Genomic DNA, 19,347 nt, shown 5'->3' with positions numbered 1-19,347 from the left:
CTCGGCCACCATGGGGTGCACCTCGACGGATCTACGCCTGCCCTCACCACCCCGAGGGCACCGTGCCCTACTACCGGAGTGCCTGCCAGTGCCGCAAGCCCGCCCCGGGCATGCTCCAACAGGCCGCCCAGGAACCAGGGATCGACCTCACTCGCTCCTGGACCATCGGCGACTCGCCCTGCGACATCGACGCAGGGCGTCGAGCCGGGACCGACACCGTGCTCGTTGCGACCACGCCGCTTCACTACATGGCCGCGGACGCTCACTGCGCGACGACAGCCGAGGCACTGTGCCAGGTAGTGCGTCACCACCGGGTTGCGAGACGGTCGAAAGCTGCGGTCGAATCGGGCCGCCTGTGCATCTGCCGCCCGGGCGGGGAGGGATCGGTTCATGGATGAGGCGACAGCGCTGGACAACGTGCTGCATCAGGCACATGTGGTTCAGGTCAGCTCGGTGAACGGGGTCGGGGCCGGCGGGGAGATCCGGGTGGATCTCTCCGATCCGGCGGAGTCGGCCCAGCTCAGGACGGCTATGGCCGTGGAGTCGATGTCCGGGTTCCACTGCATGTGCCTCGGGGACGTCCGCTTCGAGGTGTTCGACCGGCGCGGTGAGCGGCTTGCAGCCGTCGTCCTGCACCACGGGGCGACACTGAGGTGGGAGGCGTGGGAGAGCGACGCCGTCCTCGCTGACGGCCGCCTGCTCCTGGCCTGGCTGGCCAGGCACGGCATGCCCGGCCCCCTGCAGCAGTTCGAGGCCGCCCGGCTACGGGCACAGAGAGGGACCGAAGAGGAGCGCAACTGGCTGGCTGCGATGCCCGCCGGGCTGGAAGGACTCGCCGACCGGATCCTCGGCCTCTCCCGCACCGGTAACAATCCCTCCCCCGAATTGCTTGCGGAACTCAAAGACCAACTGCACCTGATGTTCCCCGACCCGGTGGAGCGGGTGCTGGCCCTGCTCAACTGGTGCGGATCCGGTGGCGGCCGCTGCTCCGGATACCCCGTCCACGAGGGCGTACCCGGCGAGCTGCTCGGCAGAATGCCGATCGCCGAACTGCTCGCCGCCCTGGCCGACCCGCGGGCCGAGGAGCGGCACGACGCCGGAGCCGTGCGCCATCTGGTGGGCTGGAAGACCCGCCCACGCCAGAAGCGGGACGTCGCCCGCCTACCCGAACCGCTCCGCGTCCGCCTGCTGGCGCACGCCCGCCGCTGTGGAGACTCCGACAAGCATGTCCGCGCCGAACGGTGGTTGGGACCCCCGCGGGCCTGAGAAGTCGGGCGACCCTGGCTGCCGACATGCGCACGGCCACCTTCACGCCTCACACCAAAGTGCTCTGGAGCGGCAGCTGGCCGAGACCGAGGCCCTGATCAACCGCAGCACCACCGCATTCCAGGAGCGGCATGCACCTCCGATGCCCGAGGACAACGTCTGGCTCCTGCAGCGGCGGGCCGAGCACGCGGCCTCACTAAGCTGCTGGACACCCTCAACTCCAGGCCGGGACGCGCGGTCCAAGGCGCCGGCTGCGGCGCCATCCCCACCGGCCCCGTCCCGATCAGCCTTGATCTCGACCGTCACCGAAGGACCCGGCCATGACCGACGACGCCCGCGCCAAGCGCACCCAGACGCTCGCAGCCGCTGCGAAGGCGAAGTCTCAGGCCAAGACCGCCATGGCAGAGAAGGCGATCCGCACCCTGGTCAAGCGCGGTGAGTCGATCACCTTCCAGGCAGTCCCGCGCCAGGCAGGCGTCTCCCACGCGTTCCTCTATAACCACCCTGACCTGCGGGGACGCATCGAACGGCTTCGGGCCCAAGCCCGGCCGGTTCCCACACCCACGCCTCCGGCGGACGAGCAGAGCACCCTCGTCCTCACGCTGACCGGCCAGATCACCCGCCTGAAGAAGCAGCACCGAGAAGAAGTACAGGCTCTGCGGCACGCACTCGAACAGGCCCACGGAGAGAACCTCGACCTCCGCCGCGAACTCGCCTGCCGCGGCGGCGACGCCCCACCACTAACCCAGTCCATCGGGCCCTGTTGACATCAGTCCGCAGTCATCAGCTCGATCAGCTCGGCGTCCGTGACGTCCGACCGGAGCCGGACGTCGAAGTTGTATCCCTCATCGCAGAACACCAGGTCAAGGTTCGTCGGAGCGAGCCTGCGGAACACAACAGCCAAGCGCACCGCATCAGGCTCCGAGGAGTCGAAATACAGGCAGGTGCCGTCCTCATGCAGATACGCCTCACCCGGACCGTCCTCCGACTCGAAGGACCAGCAGAAGCTCCGTGCCTCGCTGCGGGGCGTCGAGTCCGTCTCGACGCTGGCCCATCCGTCCCGGATCGCAGCTGTCAGAGCCTCGCGGTCGGCGCCCCAGCCCCCCGCTTCACCGTCGACAAGCACCATGAACGTCGCCATAACCCGTGTCTATCACCCACGACCGACACCCTGGGCCGCAGCGCTGTCAGTCCACTACGAATCGATCGCAATGACGTTCTGACCAGGCATGTCATCCGCTCGTTCCGCACGACCTTTTGATAACGCCCGGGATCGGGAAGACCCATTCGGCCATCGGCCTCGGGGTCAAGGCCACCCAGGCCGGCTACTCGGTCCTGTTCGACACCGCCAGCAACTGGATCGCCCGCCTCGCGACAGCCCACCAGGCCGGCCGCCTGGAGGCCGAGCTCAAGAAGATCCGCCGCTACAAGTTGATCATTATCGATGAGGTGGGCTACATCCCGTTCGACCAGGACGCGGCGAACCTGTTCTTCCAGCTCATCGCGTCGCGCTACGAGCAGGGCTCCGTGATGGCCACCGGTGGGCAGAGTGGCGTCGTTGTCGAGGAAGAACAGGTAGGGCGCCGGGGGCTGTTCGGCGAGCAGCTGGTCGGCGCCGGCGTTGCGGCCGCCGGGGATCCCGATGTTCTTCGGCAGGACGACCGTCAGGGCGGCCGGCGGCACCACGGCAGGTGTCACGCCGTTGCCGACCACGCACACCCGTAGATCCACGCCCTGCTGGGCGAGGAGCGTGGCCTTCTGGCGGGCGCCGGGTGGTGCCGGGCCGACGACGCGGATGCGTTGCCGGCGGCGGGGCCGCAGGTAGTCGCTGATGGTCTGGTAGTGGCCTCGGTAGCCGAGTTCCTGGAGTTCGGCGTGTAGGTCGATGGCGTTCGTGCAACCCTCTGAGCAGCGTTTGTCCAGGTGGGCCTTGTAGGGGTCGAGCTGGCTGGGTCGTGGTTGACGTCGTCCGGTGAGCAGTTGTTCGGGGGTTTCGGCGCGGGCGGTGCGGCGGACGGTGTTACCGCCGATGTGCAGTTCCCGGGCAATCTCGCGGATGCCGTGCCCCTGGGCAAGGAGGGCGTGGACGACGGTGTGGCGTTCACGGATGCGAGCTTCGATCGGCGACATCTCCTTGGCCGTGCTCGCCGGGCCGGTAGCGGCGATACTCGCGGTGCCGTCCGGTCCGGTGGACGGTTTGAGAGTGACGTTCTGCCGGCGGACGCTTGTCTCGACCGCGGTGGCGAGGTTCTGCCAGATGTGAAAGCGGTCTGCAACCTGCACTGCTTGTGGTGCGCCGGTGCGGGCGCCGTCGGCGTAGGAGCCGCCTCGGTCTCGGCAGATGATCTCCACGCTGGGGTGTTGGCGCAGCCAGTTCGCCAGTGTCTTCGCGTCCCGGCCCGGCAGCAGGTCAAGGGGCTGACCGGTCGCGCAGTCGATGATCACGGTGCCGTAATGCTGTCCGCGGCGGGTAGCGAAGTCATCGACGCCCAGCACTCTCGGGTCGGGCCAGTGCGGGTCGGGCAGGGCCATCACCAGCCGTAACAGGGTCGTCCGGCTGACTACGCTGCCCAGCATCACGGCGAATCGGCTGCCCGCCCGGCCTGCGAGAGCGACGGCCACCGCCTCCAGAAGCCGACGCGACGCGGGTGTCCGTCTGCCGTACCGGACGGTCAGCCCCTCGACCTGTTCGGCAAGCGTGCGCCGCGAGCAGTCCGTGTTCTCGCAGTACAGCCGGCGCACGGTCAGCTCGACCAGCACCGGCTGACCGCCGATCGGAGTGTCGGCCAGCCGCCGCTCGTAAGCGCTGTGCACCCGACTCGAACGAACCGAGCAGTCCGGGCACGGCACTCTACGGCTCCGCGTCCTGGCCGAGATCCGCACCGTCCCACACTCAAGGAACACCCGCTCCACCAGCACCGCGCTGAAGTGCGGAAACAGCACCGCTATGAGGTCATCACACCGCACCACGGTCCCAGATGACGAGACGTCACCGTGACAAAATGCCGTTGATCGCCCTCACGGAATGTGTGCCTGATCCGGGTTGTGAAGCCCGTTGTTCACGGGTTTGGGAGGCGCCCAGATCCACGGTCGGGTGATGTTCACGAGTTTTGGTTCTGGCTCGGGTTCCGTGCAGCCGCCACGGTGAGTAACGGCTGAGCTTTCCCGAGCGGCATGCGAAGTCGCCCGAAAATAGATGGTGGTCAGGGCCGCTGGGCTGACAGTCCGGGCCGTGGAAGAGGTCGTGCTCCGACTGAGGGAGCTGCTGTTCCCGACGGTCGCAGACATCGCGGTGCTGTCGGTGGACGTGGAGCTGCCGCGTAAATCGCATGAAGACCAGCCACGCAGCCTGAGTGGTCAACTCGGTCTGCGTCGAGCGCCCGACTTCCAGCTCGGCACGCAGGACATCAAGGGCTGTCTCCATCCGTGGTCTGTCGTGCACGCCAGATCTCCTCGGTCCGCGAATCAGCACCCTAACCTCGTAGTGCCGGATCAAATCCAGCCCTGACCAGCGAGGCAGCTACCTCCCGAGGCGCAACGCTCAGTCACTGCTGCACGGAACCTGAGCCAGAACCCCTAGAAGTGAACAAAGCCACTCGATCACAAACGACGGTCCCACCAGGCCTCCTTCACATGAGCTGAAGTGGATTTCCGATCCGCGGAAGCAGGACCTTCGCCATGACGGCGAAGACTGCCGCGAAGCAGAACAGGGCAACCAACAGGTCCACGAGATTCGGCTTTAACGGTCCCGTGAGCGGGATGATATGCGTGTGCGATTCGCCGCCCGCGTCGGACCCGGTTTCCGCAGCGAGCGAGCCGGTGATCGGCTACGGCCGTCGTCCCTACTGCGGAGAGGGAAACAGCCGCTGGATGCCGGCGGTCGGTCATGCGGCGGTGCCGAGGGGCGAGGCGAGGCCGGTGGTGAGCCAGCGCTGGGGGTTTGTCCCGTTGCACTGCCACAGCTGGAGCTGGATGCCGTTGTCGGTGCGGCCCTGGGGGAGGTCCATGCAGCGGTTGTTCATCGGGTTGTAGAGGCTGCCGTCGGCCTGCGGCAGCCACTGCTGGGGTCCGGTGCCGTTGCAGGTCCACAGCTGGACCAGGGTGCCGTTGTTGGCGGCGTCGACGCATTTGCCGAGGACGCGGATCTCGCCGTTCTCGCGGATCTCGAACTGTTGCGGGTTGCTGCCGTTGCAGTCCCAGATCTGGATGCGGTTTCCGTCGGCGGTGCCGCCGGCACTGTCGTCGGCGCACTTGGCGTCGCTGACGCCGGACACCAGGGAGGTACGGGTCGCAGAGGGGACGGTGGAGTGGTTGTAGACGGTCAGGTTGCTGATGCGGCCGTCGAGGAAGGCGTCTGGGTTGCCCTGGTTCTTCTTGCGGCCGAGGACCAGGGGGCCGGTGGCGTTCCAGGCGTTGGCCTTGGCGTGGTGTCCGGTGGCGGCGAGGGTGCCGTTGACGTAGAGGGCGATCAGGCCGGTGGTGTCGTCGTAGGTGGCGGTGAGCTGGGTCCAGACGCCGATCTGCACCTTGGCGGCGTCGTTGCGGATGTTTGTCTGGTCGTAGTTCGCGCCGTCTGTGTCGGTGCGGGCGAGGGCGAAGCGCCAGGTGCCGTCGGGGTCGGACCGGAGCATGAAGCCGCTGGCGCGCTGGCCGTCCTGGCTGACGATCGCCCCGCCCAGCTTGTCCGTCTTGGTCCAGGTGGAGACGGTGAAGCTGCGGCTGGTGTCGATGCCGGGCCCTCCGGCGGTGATGGTGGCGCCTGTGCCGTCGAGGTCGACAGCCTTGGTGGCGGTGCCGGCGACGGTGTCGTCGGCCCAGCTGGCGCCTGGTCCGGTGAGGGTGGCGTTGTTGCGGCCGCGCAGGTCGGCTGCGGTGGTGCCGGTGCCTTCGTTCAGCTTCCAGGTGCTGGTGGAGATGCGGGAGTCGCCCATGGTCTGCGGGGTTCCGAAGCCGGTGACCTTGCCGCTGGTGGCGCTGCTGTTCCAGGTCAGGAGGCGGTGGCGGCTGTCGAGGGCCCACAGGTCAGGGGCGCCGTCGGCGCTGGTATCGCCGGAGGAGCCGATGACGGGGTGGGTGGCGGCGCTGACGCCGCCGCCGATCCGGGTGCGCTTGCTGTGGTCTCCGAGGGCGGCCGGGTTTCCGGCGGCGTTGGCGTACTGGTAGACCTCGCCGGTGGTGTTGTCGCGGGCCCACAGGTCGGGGAGGCCGTCGCCGGTGGCGTCGCCGGGGGCGATGAGGGTGAGGTTGTCCCAACCGGAGCCGCTGAGGACGAGTACGACCGGATCGCGCAGCGACCCCGTCGATGCCTTCCCCTGGAGCAGTACCAGGTGCGAGCCTCCCGAGCCGTTGCTTTCGACGGTCAGCAGGTCGTTGCGCGGTTCGACGCCCTGCTCGGGCAGTGCGTCGCCGACGGCCAGGATCTGCCTGACCCGGCTCCAGTCCGTTGCGTACGAGGCTCCGCAGGGCTGGCCGGTGGCCGCCACCGTGCAGTCCTCCGCGTAGGGGCGCGGCACCGGCGTGGCGTTGGCGGCGGTGTAGTAGAGGCCCCCGTTGGCGACGAGCCCGCCCTGGGTGAGGGAGTTGCGGTAGAGCCGGAGCTGCCCGTCGCGGTAGGCCCACAGGTCGTCGATGCGGATGCCGTTGCCGCCGCGGTGGGTGGTGAGAGTGCCGTTGCCCCAGCCCTTGCCGCCGGGGCTGTTGGCAGCGTTGGAGGCGAGGACGCCGCCGGAGGCCGGGTCCAGGGCGGTGGGGTAGACGACGAGGTCGCCGCCCGTACTGGGTGCCACGAAGTCGACCCGCTCGTCGCCGGTGATGTCTCCGAGCGTCGTCTTCGCGTTGGGGTTGTCGGGCACGTAGAAGGTGTACGTCTGCTGCTGCGAGCGGTTGCCCGCCCGGTCGACGGCCTGGACACGCAGGATGTTGGTGCCCCAGGTGGTTGGGGTCAGGAGGATGGTCGCGCTGCCGTCGGCCAGCGGGTCGAGGCGGTTGCCGCCGCCCGTCGGGATGGCCGCGTTGAACGCCCACTCGTAGTAGAGGACCCCGCTGATCGGGTCGGCCGAACTGACGGTGAAGGTACCGGGCCGGCCGATGTGTCCGGTGGGGCCCGGAAGGGTGCCGGACGGCGGGTACTCGGCTGAGGTGACCACCGGGATGGACGGCGGCTGCGTGTCGACGGTGAACGTGCAGCCGTTCACCCACTTGGAGTCCATGTCGCCGTCGTGGGAGGCGACCCGCCAGCTGTAGGTGTGTCCGTCGGAGAGGCCGGTCGGGTGGACGGAGGCCCAGTGGGTGCCTGTGGCTTCGGCCACGCGGCCGCTGTCGTAGACCAGGGTGTTGTCGGCGGCGTCGTTGACGTAGAACAGTGCGGAGACGGGCTGGTTGTCCGGGTCGCCGATCCAGGCTCCGAGGCTCAGGCCCGCATGGGAGGTGGCACCGACCCAACCGCAGCCGTTGCCGTTCGGGTTCTGCGGGGACGGAGCCATGCCGAGCGACCAAGGATTGTACGGCGCACGGTTGTACTCGACGTAGAGGAACGGAAGGTGGTTCTTGTCGCGAGTGAACCGCTTGAAGGAGTTATTGCTGCTGCTCTTGGACTCGTTGGAGGCGAAGAGGCCGTAGGTGAGGCTGCCGCGCCATTCGTTCGCCATGAGGTGGTCGCGTACGTCCCACTCGCCGCGCGAGGTCGCGTCCGGACAGCCGGGGCCGCCGGCGCTGTTGATCGCGGTGGTGCGCAGGACCTCCCAGTCGCGGGGCTGGGTGTTCCAGGTGATATCGGAGCGAAGAGGCTCGGTGGAGTGCAGGTCCACGGTGTAGGTGCGGCTGCAGGTGGCGTCGGCGGCGTAGGACTGGGTGGCGAAGAAGGAGGCCTTCTTGATGCTCTTGTCCCGCAGGTCGCTGGTGTCGACCTGGACGTAGTACCGCTCCAGGCCCGTCCGTTGGCGCCAGCGCTGGTAGCCGACCCCGGGGTCGTAGGTGTCGCCGTAGTCGTCGTAGCTGACGGTGGTGGGGTAGGCCTCCTGCACCCAGGCCCAGTGCTGCGTACCGCGGTTGGTGGGCTGCCAGCCCGGGTCGATGAAGACCGGGTAGGCGGTCGACGGGTCGGCCAGGAAGGTGCGGTCCGGGGTCAGGGCGACGGAGTCCTTGCCGAGCTCTGTCCGCAGGGGTGTGACCTTGGCGGTGTCGCCGGGGCCCTCGCTGTCGGAGACCGGCTTGGCGGCGGCTCCGGCCGGGGCAGGCGGGCCGGAGCCGCCGCCGGTGTCGGAGGCCCGGAAGGACTTGGCGGGAGCGGGCAGGGCCAAGGAACTCGAGTCCCACATTGTCGGGGCCGGCGCCTGGAAGACCGTACGGCCGGTGGAGTCGGCGGCCTTCAGGTTGCCGGTGGAGTCGGCGGATGCGGTGACGCCGTTGCCCTTGAGGCCCATCGTCAGCCTGGCGAGCTTCGGATGGCGTGCCGCCTCGGCCGACTTGACCACGAGGACCTGCGAGATGCCTCCGCTTTCCTCGGCCGTGACCTTGAGGTCCGTCCCCGGGGCGACCTCCCGGTAGACCGCGGTCGGCCCCTCCAGTACCGGTGCGGGCAGTTGCTCCGCCCAGCTGAGGACGAGCTGCTTGCCGTCCTGCTCCAGGGTTGCGAGGGGGCCCGGACCGCCGCCGGACAGGGCCAGGGCGCTGGACGTGGCCTTCGGACGCAGGGTGCCATCCGGTTCCTTGACCAGCGTGGCGTCCAGTTCGGCCCAGCCGCCTCCGCGCTTCGTACGCAACGGAACGACACTGCGGGTCAGGCCCAGCGTGCCGTCCGGACGGGCGACCACCGTGTCGGTCTCGGTCGTCGCTGCCGGGACGGGGACGGGCTTTCCGCTGCTCCGGGCCTCGGCCAGGGCACTGCTCTCGGCGCGCTCCCGCTCGGTGACCGGTCCCTCCGATGGCTGCTGGGTGTTCTGCGCACCTGGTTCCCCGGCTGCGGAGGCCCCCTGCGTTCCGCAGACCGCGGTGATGCCCATGGCCAGTGCGACCAACCCGGCCAGTGCGACCGGCCTCCTGGCCGGCTGCCTTCTTCTCGGCATGCCCCCCCCACGGCAGCCTCCCCAATGTGCTTGTGACTGACAACTGGGCGCGAACGCTAACAGCCCCTGCGATTGCCCAGCCAGCGGTCACGATATGGAATTCATCATTCCTGGAGGCTTATTCGAATAATCGCGACTAATTACCTGTCGAAAACGAGTCATCGCGCAAGCGAATGAGCTATTCTCGGGCGTATTCTCGAACGTGGGGCGCTTGCCTGGTGTTCCTTGTCCGGGTTGGCCCCAATTTTTCGTTGTGCGAACGGGCTAGGCTCCCGGGTCAATTGACGCTCGGAGACCGTGGGGGAATGCCGTGCCGGCGCCGGATGATCTTTTATCGGCGATCAGAAGCAGGGCGCTCCGGCGCCGTGCCGCGATTTCGCTCTTGATCATTCTGTCCTTGATCTTAGGTACGGGAACGGCCGATGCCGCCTCCGGCTGGAAACCCAAAGATCCCCGCCGCTGGTCACCGGGCCCTCTGGAAAAGACCAAGCCGGTTTCCGGCCGGAATGCGGCCAAGACCGCACCGATCGTTCCTCCGGGCGACCGCACCGCACCGTGGAAGTCGCAGGACGTGCACTGGCCCGCGGCCGCCCAGGCCGAGGTAGATCTCAGCGCGGCCCCCGCCGCGGTGCGCCCCCGCTCCCCCTTCGCCGCGCCTGCGGACGGCTCTTCCGCAGCCGTCCCGGCCGTCCCCTTCCGTGACCCCGGCCGGGCCGGCGCCTCACCGGTGTGGGTGACCGCATCGGGGAAGGGCCTTGCGGCCACGGCGAAGGACGCCCCGAGCAAGGGCAAGGCGTCCGTCCGCCTCATGGACAGGGCCGCGGCCGAGCGGGCCGGCGTCCAGGGATTCCTGCTCTCGGTCCGCCCCACGGCTGACCCAGCGGGCGGAACCCCGGTCACGGTGTCCGCCGACGTCTCCTCCATCGCCGGCGCGTTCAGCGGCGACTGGCTCTCCCGCGCCCGGCTCGTCCGACTGCCCGAGTGCGCGCTGTCCAGCCCCGAGCGCGCGGAATGCCGTACGCAGACACCGCTGCCGACCTCCAACGACACGGACCGGCCCGGCCTACTCAGCGCGGAGGTGGCCCTCGACGGCGGGCCCGGGCCCAAGGACGAAGGGCAGCGGTCCGCCGCCGCGGGCGGAGCCACGGTCCTCGCCGCGACCGCCGCACCCGCCGGCCCCGCTGGCACCTACACCGCCACCAGCCTCGCGCCCTCCGGCACCTGGAGCAGCGGCGGGAACACGGGCGGCTTCTCCTGGAGCTACCCGATCGCGGTGCCCGACGGGCTCGGCGGCACCAAGCCGAGCATCGCCCTGCCGTACAGCTCGCAGTCGGTCGACGGCCGTACGGCGGCGACGAACAACCAGGCGTCCTGGATCGGTGAGGGCTGGGACTACGCGCCGGGCTTCGTCGAGCGCCGGTTCAAGCCCTGTTCCAAGGACGGTGAGACGGGCACTAACGAACAGTGCCTCGCCGGCGACAACGCCGTCCTCTCCCTCAACGGCAAGACCTCCACTCTGGTGCGCGACGACACGTCCGGCACCTGGCGCCTGGAGAACGACGACGCCTCCAAGGTCGAGCGGCTGACCAGCGCCGCCAATGGCGACAACAACGGCGAGCACTGGAAGATCACCGCCGTGGACGGCACCCAGTACTACTTCGGTGCGGGCCGCAGGCCCGGCAACCCCGCGGCGCCCGCGACCCACTCCGCCTGGACCACCCCGGTCTACGGCAACAACACGGGGGAGGAGTGCCACCAGTCGACCTTCGCCGCCTCCTGGTGCCAACAGGCCTGGCGCTGGAACCTTGACTTCGTCATCGACCCGCGGGGCGGCCTGATCACCCACTGGTACGAGACCGAGACCAACCACTACAAGCGCGGCGCCACCGCAGCCACCCCGGACGGGACACGCACCCCCTACATCCGCGGCGGCAACCTCGTCCGGACCACCTACGGCTCCAAGGCAACGGACGCCGACACCGTCAAGCCCACGGCCCAGATCCTCTTCGCCACGGCCGAACGCTGCCTCGCCGACGCCGCCTTCGACTGCGCCCCGGCCAAGCTGACCAAGGCCAACGCGGCGAAGTGGCCGGACGTCCCCTTCGACCAGAGCTGCACGGCCACGGGCACCTGTGAGAACACCGCCGCCACCTTCTGGAGCACCAAACGGCTCACCACCATCACCACCCAGGTCCTCAACGGCAGCGGCGGCTACAGCAGCGTTGACTCCTACGCGCTCAAGCACGAGTTCCCCAACCCGCAGGACGGCACCGCCCCGTCCCTCTGGCTGGCCTCGCTCACCCACACCGGACACGACGGCACGGCCTCGCTGCCCACCCCGCCGGTCACCTTCTCCGGCCGTCTGATGAACAACCGGGTCGACTCCAGCGGCGACAACAAGTCCCCGCTCAACCGGCGCCGGATCGTCGGCGTCACCACGGAGACCGGCAAGGTGACCGATATCGGCTACGCCGACCCCGACTGCGGCCCGGGCATCGCACTGCCCAGGGCCCAGGACACCAACACCACCCGCTGCTATCCGGTCTACTGGAACCCGGACGACAGGAGCCCGCTCGATCCCACCCTCGACTGGTTCCACAAGTACGTCGTCGCCCGCGTCACCGAGATCGACCCCTTCGGCGGTTCCCGTCCCAGGGAGGTCCGGTACGAGTACGTCGGCGCCGCCGCGTGGCACCGCGACGACGAGGAGCTGACCGAGGACAAGCGCCGCACCTGGAACCAGTTCCGCGGCTACGAGCAGGTCGTCTCCCGGACCGGCAACGCTCCCGACGCCGTCTCCAAGTCGGCGGTCTTCTACCTGCGAGGCATGGACGGCGACGTCAAGGCCGACGGCAGCAAGCGCACCGCCACCTTCACCGGCGTCTCCGGGAACACGCTCAAGGACAACGACCACCTCGCCGGCACCGTCCGCGAATCCCAGACCTTTGCCTCGGACAACGGCGAGCTCGTCTCCGCGTCCCAGTCCGAACCCTGGCTGTCCCAGGCCACCGCGACCCACAGCCGCGGCACAAAACTTCCCCCGCTCACGGCCCGGATGCAGCGGCCCGGAGCGTCCCAGGAGAAGTCCCTGCGCGCCGACAAGACCTGGCGGACCACCTCGCAGGCCGCCACGTACGACAGCGTCTACGGCATGCTGCTCAAGGCGCTGGACCGAGCCGACAGTCTGCCCGACACCTGTACCACCACCTCGTACGCCCGCAACACCTCGGCCTGGATGGTCGACAGGGTCGCCGAGACCGTGCAGGTCGAGGGCGACTGCGCCACGACCCCGAGCGCGACGAACACCCTCGCCCGCAACCGCACCCTCTACGACAGCCAGGCCTTCGGCACCCTCAACGGCCCCGGTCTGGCCACCAGCACGGAGAACCTGGACCGCTTCGAGTCCGGCCAGCCCAAGTACACCACCGCCTCCACCGTCACCTACGACGCCTACGGGCGCATCACCAGCACCACCGACCCGGGGGGCGCCAGGACCACGTCCGTCTACGAGCCGGCGACCCTCGTACCCCCGGCCACGACCAAGGTCACCAACGCCAAGGGCTGGACCACGACTTCTACGCTCCACCCGCTGCGCGGCCTCTCGGTCAAAACGGTCGACCAGAACGGCCGCACCACCGAAGCCGCGTACGACGCCCTGGGCCGTACCACCGCCGTCTGGCTGCCGGGCCGGGCGAGGGAAACGACTGCCAGCACGCTCTACACCTACGCACTCTCCAACACCGGCACCAGCTCGGTCACCACCCAGTCACTCAGGTCGGACCAGTCCTACGCGACCTCCATCGCGATCAACGACGCGTTCGGACAGCAGGTGCAGCTCCAGTCCGTCGCGCAGAACGGAGCCGTGGGCAGCCGCCTCATCACCGACACCGCCTACGACAGCCACGGCCTCGCGGCGAAGACCAACCAGACCTACGTCAACAAGAACTCCGACCCGATCGCCACCCGGTTCGTCGCCGACGACAACACCGTCCCCGCCCAGACCACGACGGACCACGACGGCCTCGGACGGCCGACCGCCTCGGTCTTCCTCTCCAAGGGGAAGGAGCAGTGGCGGACCACCACCGCCTATCCCGGAGCCGACCGCACGGATACGCTCCCGCCCATGGGGGACACGGCCACGAGCGCGATCACGGACGCCCGCGGCCGCACGGTCGAACGGCGCACCTACAAGGGCGCCGGCGCGGACGGCGAGTACGACGTGCTCCGCTACACCTACTCGACGACCGGGCAGATGACCCGGCTCACGGACGCCGCAGGCAACGCCTGGACGTACGAGTACGACCTGCACGGCCGCCGCACCCGCTCGACTGACCCGGACAAGGGCGTCGCGACCACCGCCTACGACCAGGCCGGACGCCCCGTCTCCGTGCAGGACGCGCTCGGCACCACCATCTTCACCAGCTACGACGTCCTGGGCCGCCCCATCTCGCGGAACCGGGGCGCCGTCGACGGCCCCAAGCTGGCCACGTTCGAGTACGACACCCTGCTCCCCGGCAAGCCCACGTCCTCCACGAGCTGGGTGAACGGCAAGGCCTGGCGGCAGGAGACCACCGGCTACGACATCGGCTACCGGCCCACCGGCACCCGACTGACCGTCCCCGACGGCGAAGGCGCCCTCACCGGCACCTACTCGCTCTCGACCAGCTACGACCCCGTGACCGGACTGGAACGCCGCACCGCCCTGCCTGCCGCAGGGGGCCTGCCCTCCGAGCGCCTCGAAGCCGGCCGCAACATCAACGGCCTGCCGGTCTCCTACGGCTCTGACACCACCGACTACGTCAACTTCACCGACTATGACGAACGCGGCACCGTGCTGCGGACCACCTTCGGTGACGTCCCCAAGCAGGTCAGTCTCACCACCATCCAGGACCCGGCCACCGGCCGACTGCTCGGCACCCGGATCGACAAACAGGACCAGACCACTGCGGTCGAGACCACCAACTACACCTACACCCCTTCCGGTGACGTCACCTCCGTCGACAACAACCAGGGCTCCGTACGCGACCTCCAGTGCTTCACGTACGACCACCTGCACCGCCTGACCGGCGCGTGGACCGACACCGGAGCCACGACCACCCGGCCCGCCCCCTCCGTCCCCGCGATCGGAGGCTGCTCCCGCACCGCCCCCGAGGCCGGGGCGATCGGCGGACCGGCCCCCTACCGCCAGGACTTCACCTACGACATAACCGGCAACCGCACCTCGCTCACCGACCACGACCCCGCGGGCGACCCGGCCAAGTCCGTGACCATCACGACGGCCTTCCCGGCGCCCGGCTCGGCGCGCCCGCACGCCCCGGCTTCCACGACCAGGCAGACCGGCACCGGCCCGGCGGCCGCAGCCCCCGTCACCTACGACTCGACCGGAAACACCCTCACGCGCCCCGACGGCACGGGACGCAGTCAGACCCTGACGTGGAACGAGGAGGGCCACCTCGCCTCCGCCACCAGCAAGGCGGGCACCTCCACCTACGTCTACGACGCCGACGGCAACCGGCTGCTGCGCCGCGACCCGGGCAGGACCACGCTCACTCTCGGCTCGACCGAACTCACCCTCGACACCGCGACGAACAAGGTCACCGGCACCCGCTACTACGCCACCCCCGGCGGCCCGACCATCGTCCGCACCTCCGACGGCAAGCTCTCCTACGTCGTGGCCGACCACCACAACACCGGCACCACGGCCATCGACGCCACCACCCTCCAGGTCCAGCGCCGCAGCACCAAGCCCTTCGGCGAGGAGAGAGGCCCCAAGCCGGCCGCCTGGCCCGGCGAGAAGGGCTTCGTCGGCGGAACCCAGGACACGTCCACCGGCCTCACCCACATCGGAGCCCGCGAATACGACCCCCACACCGGCACCTTCCTCAGCGTCGACCCGGTCCTGACACCCGGCTCCAGCCAGTCCCTCAACGCATACAGCTACGCGCACAACAGCCCGCTCACCACCTCGGACCCCAGCGGTCTCTGCGCCGAACTCGACTGCCCCACCCGCGCCTGCGCCACCTGCCACAACACCACCCCGGGCCACCAACCCCGGCCGGACGCCCAGCAGCCGGGCAGCGGCTCGGGCAACCCGGCGGCCCGTTCCGGCCACGGCGCGAACTACGGCAACAGCTACCGGGCTCCCCGCTACGGCGGCAGGCCCCCCAACTGCAGCATGACCCGCTACGGCTGCGGCGGCCCGAAGCCCCCTCCGCCGCCTACCCCTCTCCCGGCTCCCCCGTGGCTGCCGCCGCCACCTCCCGTGATCGTTCCGAACGACTGCCGCACGGACGACACAAGGGTTGATTGCATGGTGGATATCTCACCCGATAAGATCCTTTACCGTCCGTTCAATGAGGGGAACAAGAAGAACGGCGCCAATGAATTGGCGTACTGGTATTCCCAAAATTCGGACAGCTGCGCAAAGCGCGCGCAGCAGTACGTGTGCTTCGGCAGCTCACCTGCGGGGGATCAGCCTCTGACTGTTGGTGACGTGCATTTCTATCCGGAAAGTAAGGGTGATTTTTCCGAACGCCTCAAAAGTGAGGCGGATTGGCGACAGGCGATGATGCCGCTCGTAGGACCGGAAATGACTGAGGAGCGTGGGCCGGACCTGGAGCGTCATGAAGCAATTCACTCACAGCAGTGGGCCAGGTCCGAGAACGCTGCAACATTCGCCCTGAAATATTTCAGGGAGGTCGCCGCGTCAGAGCATGAAGTGGGAACCCCTGCGCATGCGAATCGATTTGAAATGGAGGCGAACCTCTGGTGGGGGGGATATCTGAGATGGTATCCGGCACAGTTCATCGTGCCCGGCGAAAAGATGAAATTCTGAAAAGGGCGGCCATGACGTCGAGTCTGAGAGACGCTGGACGGATGGCGGCCGCAGTAGTGCTCACAGCTTTGGCTGCTGCCGGATGTACACCTGCCCCCAAATCCCTGCTTGCAGTCGAGCGTATCGATACAGGTAAGGCTCGCGTGCTGGTTGCTCCTTGCCCGCAATACGTTGCAATGCAGTTCTCTGTCTTCAGCTCTGGGGGTGCCACAGGTTCTCGGAGGTGGGCCCTCATCAGCAACTCCATGGGTGGTTCACTTACGCAGGTGGAGCTCTTTTCCGCTCCTCCGGGCTGGAATGTCACCAGCTCGGACCTGAGTGATCTCACGGGCGGGAGTGAATACACGGTGACGATGCGCGGGGCGGTGAGCGGTCGCGGACTGGATGCGAAAATATCCTTCACTCCCGATCGATTCGAAGCTATCCAGCCTGGGCAAGTTCTGGTCCGAGACGGCAAGGGGGTGAAGATGGTAAAGAGATCTGAATTTATGAAGAAGGACTCTGCTCGCTGTACTCCCGAGTAGGGAGGCCGGGGCCGTGCGCGCCGTCGCCGAAGTCGTTGAAGACCTCACCCGGCGCGACTTCCTCGACGTCGCCGGCCGCTGCCGGCTCCCCGTCCTGTTCGTCAACGGCCTCGGCGACCCCCTCTTCCGCGCGAGCTTGCGGTGGTTGCCCGGCGCCGCCGGCACGCCGACTTCCCGGTCCCGGCCGGGGGAATGGACATGCACCCGCAGTTCGACCGCGCATGAGGGCCCGGGCAGCCCTGCCCACCGGCTTTGAGGCGCCGGGCGGGGTCAGGCTGGGGCCGACCGGGCAGCGGTTTTGCCCCGAGAGGGGGACCGGGACGGTGTCCTCCCAGCACCCAATCATGTGATATGCGTATTTTGCGACCTATGGTCAAGGTCAAGCTCACCGCCCTCGCGGGCGCAGCCGGGGCACTGGCGACTCTGGTCGCCCTGCCCGCCCCCGCCCACGCTCACATCCCGCTGCCCGTCGCGTGCAGCGAGACAGCCCTGCGCACCGCCATCAACCGGGCCAACACCCTCCCCGGCCCGGACACCCTCTTCCTCGCCCTGGGCTGCACCTACACCCTCACGACCGCCGACAACCCCGGCAACGGCCTCCCCATGGTCACCAGCGACATCAACATCATCGGCAACGGCAGCACCATCCGCCGGCAGTCAGCGGCGGACTTCCGCATCATCAAAGTCTCGGGCCCCGGCGGCCGCCTTACCCTCAACAACCTCACGATCCGCGACGGCCGCTCCGCCAGCGGTGGCGAAGGCGGGGGTGGAATCGCCGCCGAGACGGGGACCACCCTCACCCTCAACTCCGTCGAGGTATCCCGCAACTTCGCCGGCGCGACCGGCCCCGGCGGCGGCATCGTCAGCAGCGGCGCACTCACCCTGCGCAACAGCACCGTGAGCTACAACATCTCCACCAACAACGGCGGCGGCATTTACACGTTCGGGACCACGAACATCTCCAACAGCACCATCACCGGCAATACCGCGAAGGACGACGGCGGCGGCATGGACACCCGCGGCAGCCTCACCCTCACCGGCAGCCGGATCACCGAGAATGCCGCCCGGTTCGGCGGCGCTGGCATCTACGCCTACCAGCTGACGGGAACGATCACCGACACGCTCATCCGCGGCAACAGCGCGGCCGAGAATGATGGCGGCGGACTGTACAACCGCGATTCCACCCTCACCCTGGAACGGGCCACCATCCTCGCCAACCGGACCCTCAGCAGCGGAGCACGCGGCGGCGGCGTGGGAAACACCTCCAGCGCGACCCTCAACATCCGCAACAGCTCCGTCACCAACAACTTCTCCAACACGGCCTCCGGCGGCATCTTCAACGACGGCGGAACCGTCAACCTCACCACCACCCCCGTCACGGACAACTACCCCACGAACTGCTCCCCGAGCCCGGTCCCCGGCTGCACCGGCTAACCCTCACGCCGCCACGTCGACCCTCGACTGGCTCCCGGGAGGCGGGACCGCAGCGCCTCGCACTGACAGCGCGACTCCCGCCTGCCCCCCCCGACCGGACCACAGGCGGCGAGAACGGGCACGCGGCGGCGACAGCCACGGAGACCAGGGGAACTTGCACAGTTCTCCTGACCCAAGCGGCCGCGGTGCGCCATGGTCGAGGCAGGGACCGCCGCCGAGGCGGCCCGCATGCGGAAACGTGAGCGCCACGATGGCGGATGACCGGGAGACCTGGACGACGCAGGAGTTCGGCCGCGTCCACGAGAGCTCGGTCGGAGTCCTCCTGGCCGACGGCGGCATCCCGCGGCCAGCGCTCTTCGACACCGGGTCGGGCTTGGACGTGCACGAGAGCACCCACTGGTCCGTCTACGACGGCCGCCTCCCCCCCCACATCCCCCGCGCGGCCGCGCTGCGCGCTGCGTAGCGTGCTGTGGCCGCCGGACCCCCGTCGCGGAGCGGCCGGTGCAGCGCACCGTGCCGGTGGGCGGCAGCGGGTCCGTTTGGCGCTGGGGTGGGTGGATGAGAGCGGCCGGCACGAGGGTGTGGTGGTCGCCGTCCTGGCCGGCGGCCAGGAGGCCGCGCCCATCGCGGCTCTGGATGGGAGCACGGCGTGGTGGGACAGTGACGGAACAGTGTCCGAGCGCGCGGTCGCGGTGAAGGCCGCCTGCGGATGCGGCTGGCGGGCGAGCGCGACTCATCCGGTGGTGTGGGGCGACGTCGAGGCGACCGAGGGCGAGCACGCCCGGACGGGTCCGTTCGCGGACTGGGAGTACCACGTCACCACCGTCGAGGGCCTCTTCCCGCGCGACGTCGAGCAGATGCTGACCGCCCTGCAGCAGCGGATCGGCGAACTCTCCAACACCCGGCCGACGGCCGCCCTGCACGCTGTCGCCCGCCTCCAGGACGCGGTTCCCGGCCTCGCCATCGACACCGTCCGGGCCGCCCGCGGTTCCCTTGTCACCTGGGAAGTGATCGGGACGGCTCTGGGCTGTACCCGTCAGTCCGCCCATGAATGCTACGCCCACCACGTCAAGGAGTAGTCCAGGCCGTGGCATCCTTCGACGCCGTCACCACGCAGCGCACCACAACCTGGCTTTGTTCACGAGTAGTGAAGCCCGATGTTCACCGTTTCGGAAGGCAGCCGGGTCGCTCCGGGGTCGATGTTCACGAGAACGGGAGGCACCCT

The 19,347-nt window shown here is 68.9% G+C and carries 12 protein-coding genes and 1 pseudogene; 10 read left to right on the top strand and 3 right to left on the bottom strand.

The window, feature by feature from the left end:
• Positions 1–62: 62 nt before the first annotated feature.
• The 3 genes from ACIPW5_RS36525 (at position 63) to ACIPW5_RS36515 (ending at position 2,033) form a co-directional block, all read left to right on the top strand.
• Positions 63–398: an HAD hydrolase-like protein gene (locus ACIPW5_RS36525; protein ID WP_401254749.1), complete on the top strand. Its 336-nt coding sequence runs from the start codon at positions 63–65 to the stop codon at positions 396–398.
• Positions 391–1,266 (top strand): hypothetical protein, encoded by an 876-nt coding sequence (locus tag ACIPW5_RS36520; protein WP_401254747.1) that lies wholly within the window; start codon positions 391–393, stop codon positions 1,264–1,266. Before ACIPW5_RS36525 ends, ACIPW5_RS36520 begins: the two co-directional genes overlap by 8 nt.
• A 320-nt stretch (positions 1,267–1,586) precedes the next feature.
• Positions 1,587–2,033: a DUF6262 family protein gene (locus ACIPW5_RS36515; protein WP_401254744.1), complete on the top strand. Its 447-nt coding sequence runs from the start codon at positions 1,587–1,589 to the stop codon at positions 2,031–2,033.
• A 2-nt stretch (positions 2,034–2,035) separates the two neighbouring features.
• Here ACIPW5_RS36515 and ACIPW5_RS36510 read toward each other — a convergent pair whose 3' ends face one another.
• Positions 2,036–2,395 (bottom strand): hypothetical protein, encoded by a 360-nt coding sequence (locus ACIPW5_RS36510; protein WP_401254741.1) that lies wholly within the window; start codon positions 2,393–2,395, stop codon positions 2,036–2,038.
• 128 nt (positions 2,396–2,523) lie between these two features.
• Here ACIPW5_RS36510 and ACIPW5_RS36505 point away from each other — a divergent pair, with 128 nt between their 5' ends.
• Positions 2,524–2,991 (top strand): ATP-binding protein, encoded by a 468-nt coding sequence (locus tag ACIPW5_RS36505; protein WP_401254805.1) that lies wholly within the window; start codon positions 2,524–2,526, stop codon positions 2,989–2,991.
• A gap of 480 nt (positions 2,992–3,471) precedes the next feature.
• Here ACIPW5_RS36505 and ACIPW5_RS36500 read toward each other — a convergent pair.
• Positions 3,472–4,149, bottom strand: a pseudogene (locus ACIPW5_RS36500) (ISL3 family transposase); the annotation flags it as partial.
• Positions 4,150–4,498: 349 nt separating this feature from the next.
• Between ACIPW5_RS36500 and ACIPW5_RS36495 the strand changes: the two are divergent.
• A complete protein-coding gene (locus ACIPW5_RS36495; RefSeq protein WP_401254739.1) occupies positions 4,499–4,774 on the top strand; it encodes a hypothetical protein in 276 nt (91 codons plus the stop codon).
• Positions 4,775–5,150: 376 nt separating this feature from the next.
• Here the strand turns inward: ACIPW5_RS36495 and ACIPW5_RS36490 are convergent, their stop codons facing one another.
• On the bottom strand, positions 5,151–9,329 hold the full coding sequence (locus tag ACIPW5_RS36490) for a ricin-type beta-trefoil lectin domain protein (protein WP_401254736.1): 4,179 nt from the start codon (positions 9,327–9,329) through the stop codon (positions 5,151–5,153).
• A 571-nt stretch (positions 9,330–9,900) separates the two neighbouring features.
• On the opposite strand from ACIPW5_RS36490, the gene ACIPW5_RS36485 reads away from it, so the two are divergent.
• The 5 genes from ACIPW5_RS36485 to ACIPW5_RS36465 all read left to right on the top strand — a co-directional run bounded on the left by ACIPW5_RS36485 (position 9,901) and on the right by ACIPW5_RS36465 (position 19,201).
• Positions 9,901–16,164 (top strand): RHS repeat-associated core domain-containing protein, encoded by a 6,264-nt coding sequence (locus ACIPW5_RS36485; protein WP_401254733.1) that lies wholly within the window; start codon positions 9,901–9,903, stop codon positions 16,162–16,164.
• Positions 16,165–16,701: 537 nt separating this feature from the next.
• Positions 16,702–16,944, top strand: a complete 243-nt coding sequence (locus ACIPW5_RS36480) for a hypothetical protein (RefSeq protein WP_401254730.1) — start codon at positions 16,702–16,704, stop codon at positions 16,942–16,944.
• Between the two features lie 113 nt (positions 16,945–17,057).
• On the top strand, positions 17,058–18,122 hold the full coding sequence (locus ACIPW5_RS36475; RefSeq protein WP_401254727.1) for a right-handed parallel beta-helix repeat-containing protein: 1,065 nt from the start codon (positions 17,058–17,060) through the stop codon (positions 18,120–18,122).
• A gap of 238 nt (positions 18,123–18,360) precedes the next feature.
• Positions 18,361–18,585, top strand: a complete 225-nt coding sequence (locus ACIPW5_RS36470; RefSeq protein ID WP_401254726.1) for a hypothetical protein — start codon at positions 18,361–18,363, stop codon at positions 18,583–18,585.
• 91 nt (positions 18,586–18,676) lie between these two features.
• On the top strand, positions 18,677–19,201 hold the full coding sequence (locus tag ACIPW5_RS36465; protein WP_401254723.1) for a hypothetical protein: 525 nt from the start codon (positions 18,677–18,679) through the stop codon (positions 19,199–19,201).
• The last annotated feature ends 146 nt before the right edge of the window (positions 19,202–19,347 follow it).

Source organism: Streptomyces sp. NPDC090077, from assembly GCF_044747545.1.
Classification (GTDB): domain Bacteria; phylum Actinomycetota; class Actinomycetes; order Streptomycetales; family Streptomycetaceae; genus Streptomyces.
Note: the sequence above shows the minus strand (reverse complement) of the source record. Positions and strands in the feature narration are given on the sequence as shown.